We start from the raw sequence: 16,353 nt of genomic DNA, 5'->3' as shown, positions 1-16,353 counted from the left end.
TATGGGACTGAATAAAAACAACAACCGCCGGCTCCTTTTTCGGATTGCAAAAAATAACCTGCTGACCAAAAAGCTGTCCTCCCTCTTTTCCGCCCTGTCCATCCTGCTGGCAGTGATGCTGATATCCACCCTTTCGCTCTACCTCGTGGGCTACCAGTTTGCCGAGCAGCAGATTCTGGATAAAATGCAGCATGTCATTTATTTGAATGTGACTGCCGATCTGGCGGAGGAACTGGGAAATGACGAACGGATCGACATTTCCATTCCATACAAATACAATGACACGGATTTTCAGGCCGGGAACTTATCCTACCATTTTACCTTTTTCGGAAGCCATGACGGGCCGATTGAAACCTACCTGCTTGCGGAAGGCGCCGCTCCCCAAAAATATAACGAGATCGCAGCAGATAAAGCGTTCCTGGAAGCCCTAAAAAAAGAGTCGGCCGGGGGCCTGGCAGCAGATTCAAAACCGACGCCGGACTCGGACTCCGCAGCAGATTTAAAACCGGCGTCGGACTCAGACTCCGCAGCAGATTTAAAACCGGCGTCGGGCTCAGACTCCTCAGCAGATTCGGAAACCACAAATTTGCTCGGCTCCACGGTGACTCTGGATACCGGAAATGGAACCGAAGATTTTATCATCACCGGATTAACGGAAAACGCACAGACTCCTTCCTCTTACAGTATCTATGTTTCCCGGGAATTTGCGGAGACCAGCGGCGTGATGGCGCAGATCCCCTTTGAAGCCCTGGTACGTCTCCGGGATATGGAAGGGATGCCTTATTCTGCATTCACCACGCTGGTCTACCAAATTGCCGCGGACTATGGGATTGAACGGCCCAATGTGAACACCAACGGGAAGTTTGAAGAATCGCTTCAGCGCGGAAATTCGGGATTGCTTGTTGTTTTATTTGCGGCGTTCCTGCTCTTTTTTGCCGGCGGCCTTGTGATCTACAGTATCTTTTATTTTTCCGTGATGTCCCGGGTTCGGCAGATCGGACAGTTTCAGACCATCGGAATGACTCCGCTGCAGGTTCGGAAAATGATACGCCGGGAGGGCTGGCTGCTTTGCGGTATTTCTATCCCCCCGGGGCTGCTGCTCAGCGGCATTATTGCATATTTCCTGCTGCCCGAAGGATGGAACCTGAAAAATTACGGGACTGTGTGTCTCCTTGTGACAGCGGCTACATGTCTCATCGTACAGTTTTCCATCAGCAGACCGGCTGCGGCTGCGGCAAAAATTTCCCCGGTGGATGCGGCAAAAACGACCGGCAGCGACAGAGCATACAGCGGACGCAGTAAAAAAAGAGGACGGCACGCGGATGCCGCAAATGCTGCCGCGCCCTGGCAGACAGCCTCGCCGGCGCGGATCACTTCCAGGCCCCGCAGACCCTTATCTCCCTGCACACTGGCCAGGCTCGAAGGCCAAAGCAGCCGGAAGAAATGGTGGCTTACGACGGCGTCCCTTGCGTTCGGCGGCATTCTGTTTATGGTGGCTTCCTCCTGGAACGCCTCCTGGGATGAGGAAGCATTTTCCAGGGATGGAGATTTTCAGAAGGGGGAATACGTTCTCTCTTATCTGTACAGCCATACGGCGCCGAAAACCTATGGGATCACGGATATGCAGCTTACGGGCCATCTGAGCAAAGACCTGGAGCGGCGCATCCGGCAGATCCCCCATGTGAAGGATGTACTGACAACCCACTCCGTCTCAGGCGTGGTCGAACTGGACGGGCTCACATTTTTACTGTCCTTTTATCCCATTACCAAGGAGGACAGTGAATATTTCGGGTTAGACGCCCAGGGGAATAATACTTATGAATACCTGGCCGGGCACGATGCGGTTCTCGTCACCAAACCGGATTTATATGAAACCTTAACCGGAGCCGAATTTGAGCCTGGGAAAATATTTACCGTCCGGTATTTTGACGGGGAAGAGCACACAGCCGAATTGGAGATCGCGGCCGTCACATCGGAATCTGTGAAATCCCCTTTGAATGCCCCGGATGAGTTCTGTATAGCGGACGTGACCGTGGAAAAATTGTGGAAGGACATGAATACCGCAAACAGCTTCACCATTTCCGCGGAAGATTATGAAGAGTACGGGCTTCAGATCGAAGAGGATTTAAAAGAATTGATCGCCGGATATGACGACCTCTCCCTTTTCACGCTGCGGGAAAAGATCCTGGAGGATTCCGGCAATATCCGAAGCTACCAGACGCAGATCTACGGCCTTTCCCTGTTCGTCATATTGTTCAGCATTTTTAATCTGCTCAATACGCTGATCAGCAGCTTTGCCGCCAGAAAGAAAGAATTGTCCATGCTGGAATCCGTAGGGATGGAGCAAAAGCAGCTTCACAGGATGCTGCTGTGGGAGAGCTTTTTTCTGGCACTGCCGAACCTGGCCTTCACACTGACGGCAGGTTCCCTTGCCGGGTATGGATTTGTACGGTATATGCAGCGGTCTGCCGGCTACCTGCATTACCATTTTCCCGCCGCGGCGGTGCTCCTGTATATCGGGGCTATGTTCCTTCTCCCGATGCTGGTCTCCTTCCTCTGCCTGAAATCCCAGGATAAGACGGCTCTGGTGGAACGGATACGGTATCAGGATTGAGTTTGGGCATAAAATTTTTCAACCAGCAGTTGCCCCCTGATTCAACTGCTGGTTGAAAGTATTCCTTTCATAACATTTTTGTTCATAAATCTCTTTCAAATCATCAATGGCCACTTCAACGTCAAAGGTATAAAAGCCAAGTCAGCACTCACTCGTTGTTTAAGCATCACCAATTTTATATATTTTACGACTATATGCAATTAACAACGCCCAAACTAATCTCAGTTAATGCCATTATGGTTCACGGTTTCGCTCTGTGCATATTCTTCACATGCCGCCTGCATCGTCCGTAGATCATCAGCGGTTGCTGGCTCTATGGGCGTTCCGTTCTCCCATAGTTCATTACATGACAGGTCTATATCATCATTCCACGATATACCATAACCGCCAGCATCCACTTTTACTTGTTCAAACAGTCCCTTCACACTGGAAAGAGTCTTGAATATGTCCCATTTTTCAAAAAGTGGTGCAACATGGTACTGCTTGTACTCACCTGTAACAAAACGAATAAGCAAATGATACGCTGGTAAAGGCTGAACTTCTTTCACCTTGTAGAACATAATATAACCCCCTTTCTGCTGTCCCGGCCACTATTTGAGCGGAGGGAGCTTCCTAAATTCCTGCGTGTTCCATATTTTCAGCAGCAGAACACTTCTATATGATGCTTCACATTTTCATAAGTCCCCCGTACCATCGCCTCATTCAGCGAAAAATAATTGTGCGCCCCTTCCGTCTGCATATACTCCTCCGTGCGCTCCATCAGCCGGTTAAAGCTTGCCGTGGCGATATTCACTTTTACGATTCCTTTTCGGATCGCGGTCTGAAAATCCTCATCCGTGATCCCACTGCCCCCGTGGAGCACCAGCGGAAGTCCCTCCGCCTCCGCGTGGATCTGTTCCAGTACGTCAAATGCCAGCTTCGGCGCAACCGGATAGTTGCCGTGGGCATTTCCTATGGCAACCGCCAGCGCGTCTACGCCTGTCCTTTCGCAGAAGATTTTCGCGTCCCGGGGATCTGTACAGCGGATGCCGTGGTCGCAGCTTCCGTCCTCGCTTCCGCCTACCAGGCCCAGCTCCGCTTCCACGGTGGCCCCATATGCTTTCGCCAGCTCCGCAACCTCCCGGGTTCTCTTGATATTTTCCTCAAAAGGATGGGTGGAGCTGTCGTACATCACCGAGGTAAAGCCAAGCTCCAACGCCTGGCGGACCGTCCCGATGGTAAGGCCGTGATCCAGATGGACCGCAATGTCCACCTCTGCTTCCTTTGCCGCCTGTACCATCATGGGCCCCATCAAATGTAACGGCGAATGCTTCAGCCGTACCTCCGCAATCTGCAGGATGATCGGCGTCCCCAGTTCCTCCGCAGCCTGAACCGCCCCTTTTACCATCTCCATATTGCCCACACTGAACGCGCCGACTCCCCGGCGCTCTGCCTGGGCCTGCTCCAATAAAGTTTTCATTGTCACTAATGCCATGTGTTTTCTCCTTTCTTCAGTTCCCTCTCCAGCAGCGTCAGACAGACAAATGCCAGCACCGCAAATGCAACGCCTGTGAGAAATACTGCCTGTATGCCCAATCCATTTCCTGTCAGAAGCCTGGTAATCCCCGGCGCCGCAAATGTAGCGATCACGATGCCAAGCATCACATATCCGTAATTTTCCCCCGTGTGCCGGATTCCGAAGATCGAGCTTGTAAATGCCGGAAAGCTTCCCATAATTCCTCCGTAGCAGCCATACACCGCAATTACCGCGGCGGTGGCCCCATAGGAGCGGGCTGTCCCCAGCACCGCCATGGCCGCTGCCGCCAGAAGGAGCACCGCCCGGATGCAGGGAACGCGCCCGATCCGGTCTGCCAATGTAGGCAGGGCCAGGCGCATTCCCGCATTCATGACCGAACCGAACATGACCGCGCTGACCGCCGCTGCCTCCGGAATCCCCAGCGAAATCTGGTAGCTTTGGGATACCGGCGACACCAGAAAATATGAGAGCAGCCCGAACAGCATGGTGAGCAGCAGATAATAAAATTTCCTGGTGCGGATCATTTCACCGGAGGTATACTGTCTCTGATTTTCGGACTCCTGCCGGTATCCTGCGAATCTGCGTTTACCGGCAGCTTCCGTTTCGTCCGAAGATCCCGGCTTGTGCGAAGATCCCGTTACAACTGCAGATCCCGATTCAGACACAGCTTCTGTTACAACCGCAGCTCCCGCTCCAACCACAGCTTCCATTCCATCCGCAGTTCCCGCATCCGCCCCTTCCGCCTCCTGCCCCGGCACCGCAAAAAACAGGTATCCCGCAATCCATGCCATGGCAATTGCAAGGCCGATCAGCAGAAGCGCCAGCTTCGGTCCCCCTTGCGCCAGCAGGCTGCGGCTCACCGGAGCCAGGAAGAAACCGCACAGCCCGTTTGCCGTCACAATCACCCCGGAGGCGAAGCCGGGCCTGTCCCGGAACCATTTCTGGGCCGTGGAAATGATCGTCGTGTAGACCATTCCCTGACCGAATCCCTGCATGATCCCGTATGTTATATAGAAAAACACCGGCGACGGGGTGATCAGAAACGCGGAAAAAAGAATCCCCGCGGAAAAGAGGAGCCCTCCGTTCCAGAGCACTTTCTGCGGGTTTCCGCCGTCCTGCATCCGCCCCCCGATGATATTTCCGAATACAAATGCGGCCAGCGAAAGGTAAAAGCACATGGACGCCTGCCCCTGGCTCCAGCCGGCCTGTTCCATCACGTAGGGCTGAAAGATCGACCACACGTGGGGAAAGCCTGTAAAAAATATGATACACGCGCCCGATGCCATCATCCGGTTCCTGCGCCTGTTCATGGTCTTTGTCTGTTCCATGGTCTTCATCTGTTCCATGGTCTTTATCTGTTCCATAATCTCTCCCTCTTCTAAACATACTTGTGTATAGATTCGGCCGGATGTCTTTCAGGCCGTCCTGCTTATCCAGGTCAATGTCCTTCCGCCTGCAGGCCGGATGATCGAAAGATCATCCAGACTGCTCATCCAGACGGAATGCTTTCCGGATATGATTACAGCTCGCCCCGTGCTTCCCTCTCCCGGAGCTCCTCCATGATGGCGTCATATTTGCCGTCCAGCCTGTAGAGGTAAAGCGTCACAATGGCAATGACCGCCACGATCAGGGGGCCGAACTTATAGATCTGTATGATCATCTCCAGCGCCCTCTCCGGCTGTTCCACCGCCCCCGCCGCCGAGCTGATATAACCGGCCGCCGACAGAAGTCCCGTCATCGCCGCGGACGCCACGCCTGCGCCCACCTTTGTCCCGATGGAGCCTCCCGCGAAGATAAAGCTTTCCTGCCTTACATGGGTTTTCCACTGTCCAAATTCCACCACGTCCCCGATCATTCCGAATACGGCGGCATTCAGCGGCGCAAGTCCGATCGCCCTTCCCACACAGCTCGCGACCATTCCGGTAAAGCTGTACGGAAACAGGAAAAAGCAGAGCTGCGAGATTCCGGCAATCACCGCCCCCGCGAGAGCCGTGTTCCGTTTTCCGTATTTCCGGATCAGCGGCGCGCAGAGGAAAATGCAGACCACCAGCGTAATTGTTTCCGTCAGATATAACATGCTGTACATCCACGTATCATTGTGGAAAATGTATTTGCAGTAGTAGGGAAGTATCGTCCCTGAGATTCCGAAGGACACGCTCTGGAGCATCCACAGCACCATTACCGCCCAGAAATATTGATTTGTCACAAGCGCCTGAAATGCTTTTTTCATAGGAACTTCGCGCTTTTCCGGTTTCACGTCGATCTTCACCGTTTCCTCGCATTTTACGAAGCAGACGATCAGAAGCGCCAGCGCGATGGCCGCCCAGATACTCATGGTCTTCACCCATGCCGACTGGGTATCACCGAACAGCTTGACCAGAGGAAGGGTAAATGTCACCGCCATGATTCTTCCCAGCGGGGACAGCCCCATCCTCACCACGCTCAGCATATCCCGCTCTGCCGACTCCCTTGTCATCATGGCGGACAGGCTTCCATAAGGCAGGTTCAATCCGGTGTAGCACAAGGTCGTGCAGAAATTATAGGTGACAAATATGTAAATGGACTGTACCATTGCCGTGGTGTGAGGTACCGTAAACAGCAGCACCGCAGACAGCGCGTAGGGCACGCTCATCCACAGAATCCAGGGCCTGGATTTTCCCCATCTGGAATGGGTCTTTTCCACGATGACCCCCATCACCATGTCCGAAACCCCGTCAAACAGACGGCTGATCAGCATGACCATTCCCACCGCTGCCGGATTGATCCCGACGTAATCCGTATAAAATAAGGTCAGCAGTGTTCCCACCATACCAAATATAACATTGCACGCGACGTCGCCGCCTGCGTAAGCGACTCTGGTTCCCCAGCTTAACTTTCCATTCCTGTTTTTTCCTTCCGTTTCCATAATTCCCCCTGTTTTGAATCCGGCCGCCGTAGTCTGTATTACGGCGGCCGGTATTTTTTCATATGATGTCATGCTTTTTCATGCAGATATGAAACCCATGACCATTAAAACCTCTGTATCACCCTATGCGTTATGCCTGGATCTCTGAAATCTTCACCGGGCGGTGTTCTTCATAGGATTTCTTTGCGGCAAGCCCCATCAGTACCGGTTTTAAGCCGTCCATAACTCCCAGCGGTGTGTCGGTATCTTTCTCGATGGCGTCGATAAAACACTTGATCTCTTTTGCGTAAGCCGCCATATAGCGTTCCAGGAAGAAATGCAGCGGCTTTTCTCCGGTCACTCCGTTCTCGTTGCTGATCACTGCCGCAGATGCGGTGTCATTTCCTGTTGCGGCCATTCCCTTGGAGCCGAATACCTCCGCCCTCTGGTCGTATCCGTAAACCGCTTTTCTGGAATTATCGATCACCGCAATGGCGCCGTTTTCCATTTTCAAGGTGATCACTGCCGTGTCCACATCTCCGGCTTCCCCGATGGCCGGATCTACCAGCACTGCCGCTTCCACATACACTTCCTCCGCATCGCAGCCTGCCAGGAAACGCACCATGTCAAAATCATGAATGGTCATATCCAGGAACATGCCGCCGGATACTTTTACATACTCCGCACTGGGCGGCTCCGGATCTCTGGATGTGATCTTGATCAGATGGGTGTCCCCGATGGTTCCTTCTGCCACTGCTCTCTGCACCGCTTCAAAGTTGTGGTCAAAACGGCGGTTGAAGCCCACCTGGTATTTCACCTTGCTGCCCTTTAACGCGTCGATGACTTCCTGGATCTTTTCCACATCGTGGTCAATGGGCTTTTCGCAGAATACGTGCTTGCCCGCTTTGATCGCCTCCACGGAAATGGGCGAGTGGGTGTCTGTGGATGAACAGATCAGCACCGCGTCGATCTCCGGGTCTGCCAGGATTTCCTTATAATCCTTCGTAACGTTCTGCACGCCCATGTCCTTTGCCCAGGCCGCTGTGGCATCGTTCATAAACGGATCCGCCAGCGTCTTTACCTTCGCGTCCGCAACCTGCGTACAGATGCTCTCCACATGTACCTTTCCGATCCTTCCTGCTCCGATGATTCCTACTGTTACCATGATATCTCCTCCTTGATTTATATAAAATGATCTGGTTCTCGTGTGTCAGATACAGGATGGGTACTGCCCTCCCTCCTGTATCTGCGCATATCCCTGTTAAACTGCCGAATTAAAGCCCAGTCTTTTCCGCAATAAATTTCCTTGCCTTGATTGCGTATTCCAGCGGATTCGCCTTTGCCGGGTCCTGCTCTGCCTCTACCAGCATGTACCCTTCATATCCTGTCTCTTCCAGCACCTTGAAAATGGGGTCGAAGTCGATGCAGCCGTCCCCCGGCACCGTAAAGGTTCCCATCCGGACTCCGTCCAGGAAGCTTAAGTTCTCCGCCTTTACCTTGTCCACCATTTCCCGGCGGATGTCCTTGAGATGCACATGCTTGATCCGGTCCGCATATTTTTTCACCATTTTCAAAGGATCCACTCCGCAGTACGCGAAATGTCCCGTGTCAAAGAGAAGGCTTACATATTCCGGATCGGTGTTCTCCATCATGCGGTCCACTTCCGCCTCGTCCTGCACCACGGTTCCCATGTGGTGATGGAAGGTCAGCGCGATTCCGTATTCCTCCTTCGCGATCTTTCCGAGACGGTTCATCCCATTGCAGAAGGTTTCCCACTCCTGGTCGTTCATTACATATTTGTGGCCGAATACCGGGGTGTCCGTCATGCCCTGTACGCTGTGGCTCTGCTCGGAAGCTCCGATCACCTTTGCGCCCATGGTCCTGAGATACTCCAACTGGCTGCGAAATTCTTTTTCCACCTCTTCGAAAGGCTTTGTGATCAGGAAACAGGAAAACCACTGGTTGCAGATTTCCATTCCCCGCAGCTCCAACGCCTTTTTCAGGACGTCCGTATCCTTGGGGTACTTGTTTCCCACCTCGGAGCCGGTAAATCCCGCCAGCGCCATTTCGCTGACACACTGCTCAAATGTGTTCTCCTTTCCAAGATCCGGCATGTCATCGTTGGTCCATGCGATGGGGGCGATCCCCAGCTTTACTTTCTCTTTATTCAACATGATTTCTTCCTCCTGTTTTATTGAAACAAATTTTTGTACATCTGCTCCACATCCCCCTGGGTTATGTCCCTTCTTGTGTTCTGGGGGCTGCCGCTCTCCATCGCGTCGCCGGCCATTTTTCCGATCACCTGGAAAAATGCTTCCTTCTCAATACCATACTGCTCCAGTGTGGGCGTTTCCAGCTCTTCGGTGAGCTTCACGATGGCCTGTAAAAATTTTTCGCTGGCTTCCTGGTCCGTGTCGGAATCGGATGCCGCCCCGATGCACCTTCCCAGCGCGCCGAACCGGTCGTATGCCCCTTCCAGCGCAAAGCCCAGGCATTCCCGGATCAGCATAGCGTTGGACAGGCCGTGGGCCACATGGAACAGCGCTCCGATGGGACGGCTCATGCCGTGGATCAGCGTGACTGAAGCGTTGTTAAATGCAATCCCTGCTTCCAATGCGGCGATGGACATCTGCACCCTGGCCTCCTCATTTTTTCCATCGTGGAAGGCTGCCGGAAGATACCGGAAAATCCGTTTTACCGCGGATAATGCGAAGGTATCCGCCATATCCTGGGACTTTCTGGAGGTATAAGCTTCTACTGCGTGGCACAGTGCGTCCAGTCCTGTTGCCGCCGTGATCCTGGGCGGCGCCGTCATGGTAAACTGGGGATCAATGACCGCCAGATCCGGGATCAGGACCTTCCCTTTCAGCAGCATCTTGACGTCCTTCTTTGTATCTGTGATGATCGTAAACTGGGTCGCTTCGGAGCCGGTTCCCGCGGTTGTGGGAATGGCCGCCATGGGAGGCATGGGAACGTCGATCACCTTTCCCATATAATCGGAAATATTTCCCCCGTTCTTTACCAGAGAGCCGATGGCTTTCATGGAATCAATGGGGCTCCCGCCGCCCAGGGCTACCAGAAAATCGCAGCCTTCTTCCAGGTACTGCTTTACCCCGGCTTCGATCATGGTGTCCGTGGGCTCTCCCGTGATTCCGGAGTAAATGGTATAACCGATTCCCTGATTTTTCAGGGCTGTCTCCACCTTTGCGCAGTTTCCGAGCTGGATCATCATTTCATCTGTAACCAGCATGGCCTTTTTTCCTAATTGTGCCAGCGACTGCTCTGCCATGTCAAGGGCACCTGACCCGGTGATAATCTGGCCCGGTACGATAAATTCTCTTGCCATAATCTTTTTCTCCTGTCTTTTTTATGCTGCGCCGTCCTGCGGGGGGGGCGGAAGGCATCTGCAGTACAGACAGCCTGCCTCCGGCGCGCTGACGGCGTTTTGATTACTTTGAATCCCTGCAGTTCACCGGCCGGACGCCTTGGGGCAAGGTGCACGGCTCCGTGAACAGCAGCCACTCCTTCTTACAGTTCGGCCTCGTGCAGCCAGGTGTACCGCTCATCCTCGCAGCGGTCTGTCTGCAGCCACGGATTGCCCTCCAGATGGCGGATCATCCAGCAGGTATACATCTGGAAACCGGGCGCGGCAGCCTGGGGATGGAGCTCTCCGCCCGGAATCGCGGAAAAGCTGTTGTCCACGCTTTTGTACACCTGATCCCCTATGAAGCTGGCTCCAAACCCTTCCGGCCGGTCGAACTTGAAAAAGTAAGTCTCCGGCTGGGGATGTCTGTGGGGCAGGTATCCGGACCAATTTCCCCTGTCGTTGAGCACCTCGCCCAATACCATGTTGGATTCCGGGCAGATGTCGTGGTCGAAAATCGTATTGACCCGGCGCTTCGCCACATTTCCAAATTTTCCCACGCTGGAATATCCCCAGGGAGCGTCCTCCGGCGCATACAGACGGCTTTCAAATTCTCTGTCGTTTTGCGTGCACTGCACCAGGATCTCCGACTCCTCCCCTGCTTCCACCTGCATTTCCACACAGGGACACACATGCAGGCACCAAGGCCCTTCCGTGAACACATCCTTCCGGCTGACCGTTTTCTTCTGCCCTTCCCAGGCAAATGTGATGCTTCCGGAGAGGAGAAGGACCGCCGCCTCCTCGCCTTTCCTGTAAAATGTCCTGGTTTCCCCGGCTTCCATGTGATACACGCGGATATCCATCATCATAGCACGATATTCATTGTCGTACGTGGTAAGGATCATCTCGCCGTTTTCGTCAAATTTCGGATAACCGAATACTTTGCTCATCTCAAACACCTCCCATTTTGCTGCCGGAATTGCGGAGTCCGGCAATTCCTTTCATCCGGCTGTGCTTTCCGGATTGGTTCTTTTAATATACTCTCGCTTCCTCCCGGCCTTCTTTTACGCCCTTCCAGGCTTCCCGGACAGATTCCTTCACGGAAACGTCTGCCAGACCTACGTTCCACCAGGACTCATACCCGTCGGTCATGGTCTTGGGAATGACTTTCAGGTCAAACAGGCACGCAATTTCCTGCTTTTTCGCGTCCTCCAGGGCCGCTTCCAGCTCTGGGATGGTGCGGCAGGTATAGGTTTTCAGGCCGTAGCCTTCCCCGATCTTCGCATAGTCCACCGGGATCAGGTCCCCGCAGGGCTTCTGTCCGTCTGTGTAGCGGAACTCTGTAGCAAGGCTTCCGATTCCGTGATTCATTTCCAGATTGTTGATGCAGCCAAAGCCGCAGTTGTCAAATACCAGGATATTGACTTTTTTCTTCTCCTGCATGATGGTCATGATCTCGCTGTGAAGCATCTGGAAGCTGGAATCTCCCACGACACAGTAGACTTCATTGTCCGGCTCCGCCATTTTCACGCCCAGAGTCGCCGCCACCTCGTAGCCCATACAGGAATAACCGTATTCCGCGTGGTATCCGCCCCGCTTGTCTGTGGTCCACATCCTCTGCATACAGCTTGGAAGGGAACCGCCTGCCGTGATGATCACAGCCTCTTTGTCAATCACCCTGCGGATCGCCGCAAGAGCCGCCGTCTGTGTGATCTTTCCGTCGGTCAGCCTGACAAATTCCGGAACGGTCCTGGGGTCACGCGCCTTGATGTTGGGTTCGAAATCCTCTCCCGTATACCGGATGCCTGCCAGCCGCGCCATCTCATCATCCCATGCCCGCTTCGCCTTTTCAATCTCATCGGTATAGGAGGAAACATAACCTTTTGCCCGGAGCTTTTCGGACAGCGCTTCCACGGTGGCCTTCGCATCTCCCACTGCCTTCACCGCGTCCATTTTATAAGCATGGTATCTGCAGTTGTTGATGGTGACGAACTTCACGTCCTGATTTTGATACAGCCATTTGGAACTGGTGGTGAAATCGGACAGCCTGCTTCCGATGGCGATCACCGCGTCCGCATCCTTTGCGATCACATTTGCCGCATAGGTTCCGGTCACGCCGATGCCGCCCAGGCAGTACGGATGGCTGGACTTACATGCGCTCTTTCCTCCCTGTGTCTCGCCGAAGGGGAGCTTAAATTCCTCACAGAACCGCTCCACCGCTTCTCCTGCTTCCGAAAAGCGCACGCCTCCGCCGACGATCACCAGCGGCTTCTTTGCATTTTCAATGACGGACAGGATATCCTCCATCTCTTCCTCCACCGCGGCGGGTCTTGTAATCCGGTGAACCCGTTTCTGGAAGAAATATTCCGGGAAATCGTAGGACTCTCCCTCTACATCCTGGCAGAGCCCGATGCAGCACGCCCCGGTCTCCGCCGGGTCTGTCAGCACCCGCATGGCGTTGATCAGCGCTGTCATGACCATTTCCGGCCTTGTGATCCGATCCCAGTACTTGCAGACCGGCCGGAACGCGTCGTTTGTCGTTACTGCCAGGCTGCTGCTCTGCTCCAACTGCTGGAGCACCGGGTCCGGCTGGCGGGAGGCGAAGGTGTCCGCCGGAAATACCAGAAGCGGGATGTTGTTTACGGTGGCGGTGGCGCAGGCCGTTACCATGTTGGCAGCCCCCGGGCCTACCGAGGACGCGCAGGGGATGATCCGCCTGCGGCCGCTCTGTTTGGCAAATGCAATGGCCGCGTGGCACATGCCCTGTTCGTTTCTTCCCTGGAATACTTTCAGGCTTCCCGGATTGGTGTCCAGCGCCTCCCCCAGGCCCACGGCAATCCCATGTCCGAAGATTGTGAAAAATCCTTCCACAAATTTTGTCTCTTCGCCGTCCATGGACACATACTGGTTATCCAGAAATTTTACGATAGCCTGGGCTGTTGTCAATCTGATTGTGTTAGTCATGGGTTTCTAATCTCCTTTTCTTTCTTCTTCAACTAAATCTACACTCGCGCGATCATTTCGCCGAACTTTTCTTTTTCTTCCTTAATAAATGCGTGTACCTCTTCCGGTCCCGGCAGGGAATCGGAGCAGTTGTTGCTTCTGACCATCATGGATGCCTCCGCGGAGCCGAACTCCAGGCAGTCGATGACTTCCCATCCCTGATACAGGCCATACAAAAATCCGGAACCGTATCCGTCACCGCCGCCGAAGCCTTTTCTCGCTTCCACCGGGAAGGGCTTGATGCTGAAGCTCTGTCCGTCGCAGGTGTAGGCTGTGGAGCCTTTCATTCCGTGCTTGATCACTACGATCTTGGCGTGATAACCCTGCCAGAATGCGGCGCTCTCCTCATCCCGCATTCCAGGACGAATCAATTTTTCCGTCAGGTCAAATTCCTCCCGGGAGCCCATGATGATGTCCGCCTCTTTTGCCACGATGGAGTAGTAGATTGAGATCTCATCGCTGTTCTTCCAGTTGTATTCCCTGTAGTCAATGTCGAAAATGATCTTCGTATCATTTTTCTTCGCCAGCATCACTGCCTTGATGGCCGCCTCCCGGGATGGGCTTTCCGCCAGCGCCGTGCCGGAGATCAGGATCGCTTTTGCGCTTTTGATGTACTCCTCGTCGATATCGTCCACATGGAGCTGCAGGTCTGCAATGCAGTTTCGGTACATCAGGATGCTGCTTTCCTTGGGGGAGAGCATTTCCGTGAAGGTGAGCCCCAGTTTTTCCCCGCCGGTGCAGCGGGTGATATGGGACGTGTCGATCCCCTGTTCCGCGAAATACTCTGTCACGAAGTCCCCGAACTGGTCGTCTGATACCTTGCCCAGAAATCCGGCCTTCATCCCGTGGCGTGTTACACCAACCGCAATGTTCGCAGGCGACCCGCCTACAAACTTCTCAAACATATGTACCTTTTTCAGGGGCTTGAACTCCTCTTTTACCTGCTCGTTGTATGCCGGGTTGAAATCAATCGCTACCCTTCCGAGCAATACCAGATCCAGCGGTCTGGCCGAATCAAATTCAACATATTTCATCGTCTCATCCTCCACTTTCTTTCCTGCGTGCATGTTTTTGTTTTGCGTGCTTTTATTGCGTGTTTTATGTTGTGATTGAATATTAGCACGCCGACAGTATTTTTTCAAGGGCTATTGCTTAAATTTTTTATTTCCCGCAATATGCACAATTTTGTGGTTGTGTTTTTGTGTAAAACGCACAATCAAAGCGTGGAACTGTACTCATTTCTTTCCAGTGCCGTTATTTTTTACACACGCAAAAAAGCACGCGAATATCGCATGCTTTTTTGTGTTATACTTATCATTGTATATATCCCAGATCAGCAAAGGGCTGTCAGTAACTTACAGGCTCCATTTTTCTTTCAAATATTCAGCAAGCATACCTGCAAAAAGCGGGCCTCCGGCAGGTTTTCCAATGAGAAATCTAAGATTCGTCCCAAACGTTACTATTTTTTCATATTGCCTTTATAGCAGCCTCTTTTTCCAACAGCCCTCCTCATTCCACAAATAGCATTCACTGAACCTGTCTTCATGAATCAGTTCTACTACAGCATCCATAAACCAATGGTAAATCCCGCAGAGTTTTGGATTCTCAATCACAAGTCCTGTTTCTTCACGGACTTCCCGGATGACAGACTCTGTGAATGTCTCATCCCTCTCCACATGGCCTCCCGGAAATGTTGTCCCCTGGTAGTTACCGCTTACCTTGTCAAGCGCTGCCACACGCCCCTGGCCGTCAGAGAGTTACTATTCATAAATTTCACGCGTTGATTTGGATGCTGGTTATGTATCTTGCCGCCCGCATCTGCTCCGCTGCGTATTCTCCTGCAGAGCTTTACCTTGATGCTTCTATAGTGCTTCAACACCTCACCATAGGGAATCCAGATTTCAGCCTTCTCAATCCTGTCATAGACAGCATTCACAATAATGGCATCCTCCTCCTTCGTTATAGAAAACTCTTCAAAAATCATCCGCATCTGTAATTGCCCATAAAATCCTTCCGGCCTCAACCCAAGTGGTACGTTTTTTAACTTCATCCAGCTGCTCTCTATCATGAATGTCCCAGCCGTCATCATCAATCCAGATAATGGAATCATCTTCAAGGAGTAATACCGTGCTGCCCATAAGCCAATCCGTATCATAATCCATCGGCGTATCTATATGAATACCATGAACTTATCATAATCTGATAATTCCTTATACCGCTTATGCCTGGATATATCGAAATTCCGCAATATCAAACGGCGCAAATCGTGCGCCGCATGAAATAAGAATGCTTTTTGCTGTCTTGCCGTCTGTGTCAGCAGGATATTGTTTTCAAACACTGGATCTATGAATGACGCAATGTCTTTCGGTGTCCCCCATGAAGCATTTTGTCAAGTGCTTTTTTGAGTTATTGACGCAAAACTTGTTACTATTCACAGCCATATAAAAATCAGCAGACAGATTCGTCAAGCGCAGCTTGTAAGAAGCTGTTTGGTGATTTTTATATGACTGAAATCAGTCACTTCACCCACATAAGCAAAAAATTAAGATGCGCAGCATCGGCAGACGGCTTTACCGGCTGTTTTTGCGCATGTGGGTGAAGTGGCTGTGAATAGTAACCAAAACTTTTCAGCGCAGCGGGAAACGGGCAGGAAAAGGGGCGCAAAACACGCCTGTGGACGGTTAGAAGCCGTTTGTGTGGGTAGGTAGTATAAAACCTTACCCTGTGGATTTTCGCATCTGCAACGCCTTAAAAATCAAGCCTTTTCAAGCCCTATTGCGTAACATTCCATTCTGTTCTTTGGGAGAGGTCGGGGGCGCGGGGGCAGCGCCACCGCAAAACCTACCGACAGCCGCCGCAGTAGTGCAGACGATTTTGCCGTTAGAATGAAGCGGACGAAAGCGGGGGCAGGGTTGTAAAATCCTGTTCCCCGTTCTCGGCGGCGAAATGACAACGGCAAAAATCCAGACGGT

General features: G+C 52.6%; 14 protein-coding genes. 1 reads left to right on the top strand and 13 read right to left on the bottom strand.

Annotated features, from left to right (window positions below; translation table 11 throughout):
* Position 1 precedes the first annotated feature (1 nt).
* Positions 2 to 2,614, top strand: a complete 2,613-nt coding sequence (locus EBB54_RS22220) for an FtsX-like permease family protein (protein ID WP_125129036.1) — start codon at positions 2 to 4, stop codon at positions 2,612 to 2,614.
* A 221-nt stretch (positions 2,615 to 2,835) separates the two neighbouring features.
* On the opposite strand, the gene EBB54_RS22215 is transcribed toward EBB54_RS22220, so the two are convergent.
* The 13 genes from EBB54_RS22215 to EBB54_RS22155 all read right to left on the bottom strand — a co-directional run bounded on the left by EBB54_RS22215 (position 2,836) and on the right by EBB54_RS22155 (position 15,543).
* On the bottom strand, positions 2,836 to 3,174 hold the full coding sequence (locus EBB54_RS22215) for a DUF2442 domain-containing protein (RefSeq protein WP_004071320.1): 339 nt from the start codon (positions 3,172 to 3,174) through the stop codon (positions 2,836 to 2,838).
* Positions 3,175 to 3,251: 77 nt separating this feature from the next.
* On the bottom strand, positions 3,252 to 4,088 hold the full coding sequence (locus EBB54_RS22210; protein WP_125129035.1) for a class II fructose-bisphosphate aldolase: 837 nt from the start codon (positions 4,086 to 4,088) through the stop codon (positions 3,252 to 3,254).
* Positions 4,079 to 5,494, bottom strand: a complete 1,416-nt coding sequence (locus tag EBB54_RS22205) for an MFS transporter (protein ID WP_125129034.1) — start codon at positions 5,492 to 5,494, stop codon at positions 4,079 to 4,081. Before EBB54_RS22205 ends, EBB54_RS22210 begins: the two co-directional genes overlap by 10 nt.
* Before the next feature lie 155 nt (positions 5,495 to 5,649).
* The gene (locus tag EBB54_RS22200; RefSeq protein ID WP_125129033.1) at positions 5,650 to 7,035 is read right to left on the bottom strand and encodes an MFS transporter; all 1,386 of its coding nucleotides are present in this window, start codon (positions 7,033 to 7,035) and stop codon (positions 5,650 to 5,652) included.
* Between the two features lie 130 nt (positions 7,036 to 7,165).
* Positions 7,166 to 8,179 (bottom strand): inositol 2-dehydrogenase, encoded by a 1,014-nt coding sequence (gene iolG / locus EBB54_RS22195; protein ID WP_125129032.1) that lies wholly within the window; start codon positions 8,177 to 8,179, stop codon positions 7,166 to 7,168.
* A gap of 109 nt (positions 8,180 to 8,288) precedes the next feature.
* Entirely contained in the window at positions 8,289 to 9,188 is a 900-nt protein-coding gene (iolE, locus tag EBB54_RS22190) for a myo-inosose-2 dehydratase (protein WP_125129031.1), read from the bottom strand.
* A gap of 17 nt (positions 9,189 to 9,205) precedes the next feature.
* On the bottom strand, positions 9,206 to 10,360 hold the full coding sequence (locus tag EBB54_RS22185; protein ID WP_125129030.1) for an iron-containing alcohol dehydrogenase: 1,155 nt from the start codon (positions 10,358 to 10,360) through the stop codon (positions 9,206 to 9,208).
* 182 nt (positions 10,361 to 10,542) lie between these two features.
* Positions 10,543 to 11,328, bottom strand: a complete 786-nt coding sequence (locus EBB54_RS22180) for a 5-deoxy-glucuronate isomerase (protein WP_004071332.1) — start codon at positions 11,326 to 11,328, stop codon at positions 10,543 to 10,545.
* A gap of 82 nt (positions 11,329 to 11,410) precedes the next feature.
* Positions 11,411 to 13,342, bottom strand: a complete 1,932-nt coding sequence (iolD, locus tag EBB54_RS22175) for a 3D-(3,5/4)-trihydroxycyclohexane-1,2-dione acylhydrolase (decyclizing) (protein ID WP_125129029.1) — start codon at positions 13,340 to 13,342, stop codon at positions 11,411 to 11,413.
* A 38-nt stretch (positions 13,343 to 13,380) separates the two neighbouring features.
* Complete coding sequence (iolC, locus tag EBB54_RS22170) at positions 13,381 to 14,415, bottom strand: 5-dehydro-2-deoxygluconokinase (protein ID WP_125129028.1); 1,035 nt, start codon at positions 14,413 to 14,415, stop codon at positions 13,381 to 13,383.
* A 444-nt stretch (positions 14,416 to 14,859) separates the two neighbouring features.
* Complete coding sequence (locus tag EBB54_RS22165) at positions 14,860 to 15,117, bottom strand: NUDIX domain-containing protein (protein ID WP_125129027.1); 258 nt, start codon at positions 15,115 to 15,117, stop codon at positions 14,860 to 14,862.
* A complete protein-coding gene (locus EBB54_RS22160; protein ID WP_205128763.1) occupies positions 15,096 to 15,365 on the bottom strand; it encodes a hypothetical protein in 270 nt (89 codons plus the stop codon). The genes EBB54_RS22165 and EBB54_RS22160 overlap by 22 nt, the downstream gene beginning before the upstream one ends.
* Positions 15,355 to 15,543: a hypothetical protein gene (locus EBB54_RS22155; protein ID WP_125129025.1), complete on the bottom strand. Its 189-nt coding sequence runs from the start codon at positions 15,541 to 15,543 to the stop codon at positions 15,355 to 15,357. Before EBB54_RS22155 ends, EBB54_RS22160 begins: the two co-directional genes overlap by 11 nt.
* Positions 15,544 to 16,353: the final 810 nt, after the last annotated feature.

It is taken from the genome of Schaedlerella arabinosiphila (assembly GCF_003885045.1).
Taxonomy (GTDB): Bacteria; Bacillota; Clostridia; order Lachnospirales; family Lachnospiraceae; genus Schaedlerella; species Schaedlerella arabinosiphila.
The sequence above is the reverse complement of the archived record's forward strand: the minus strand, read 5'-3'. Positions and strand labels throughout refer to the sequence as shown.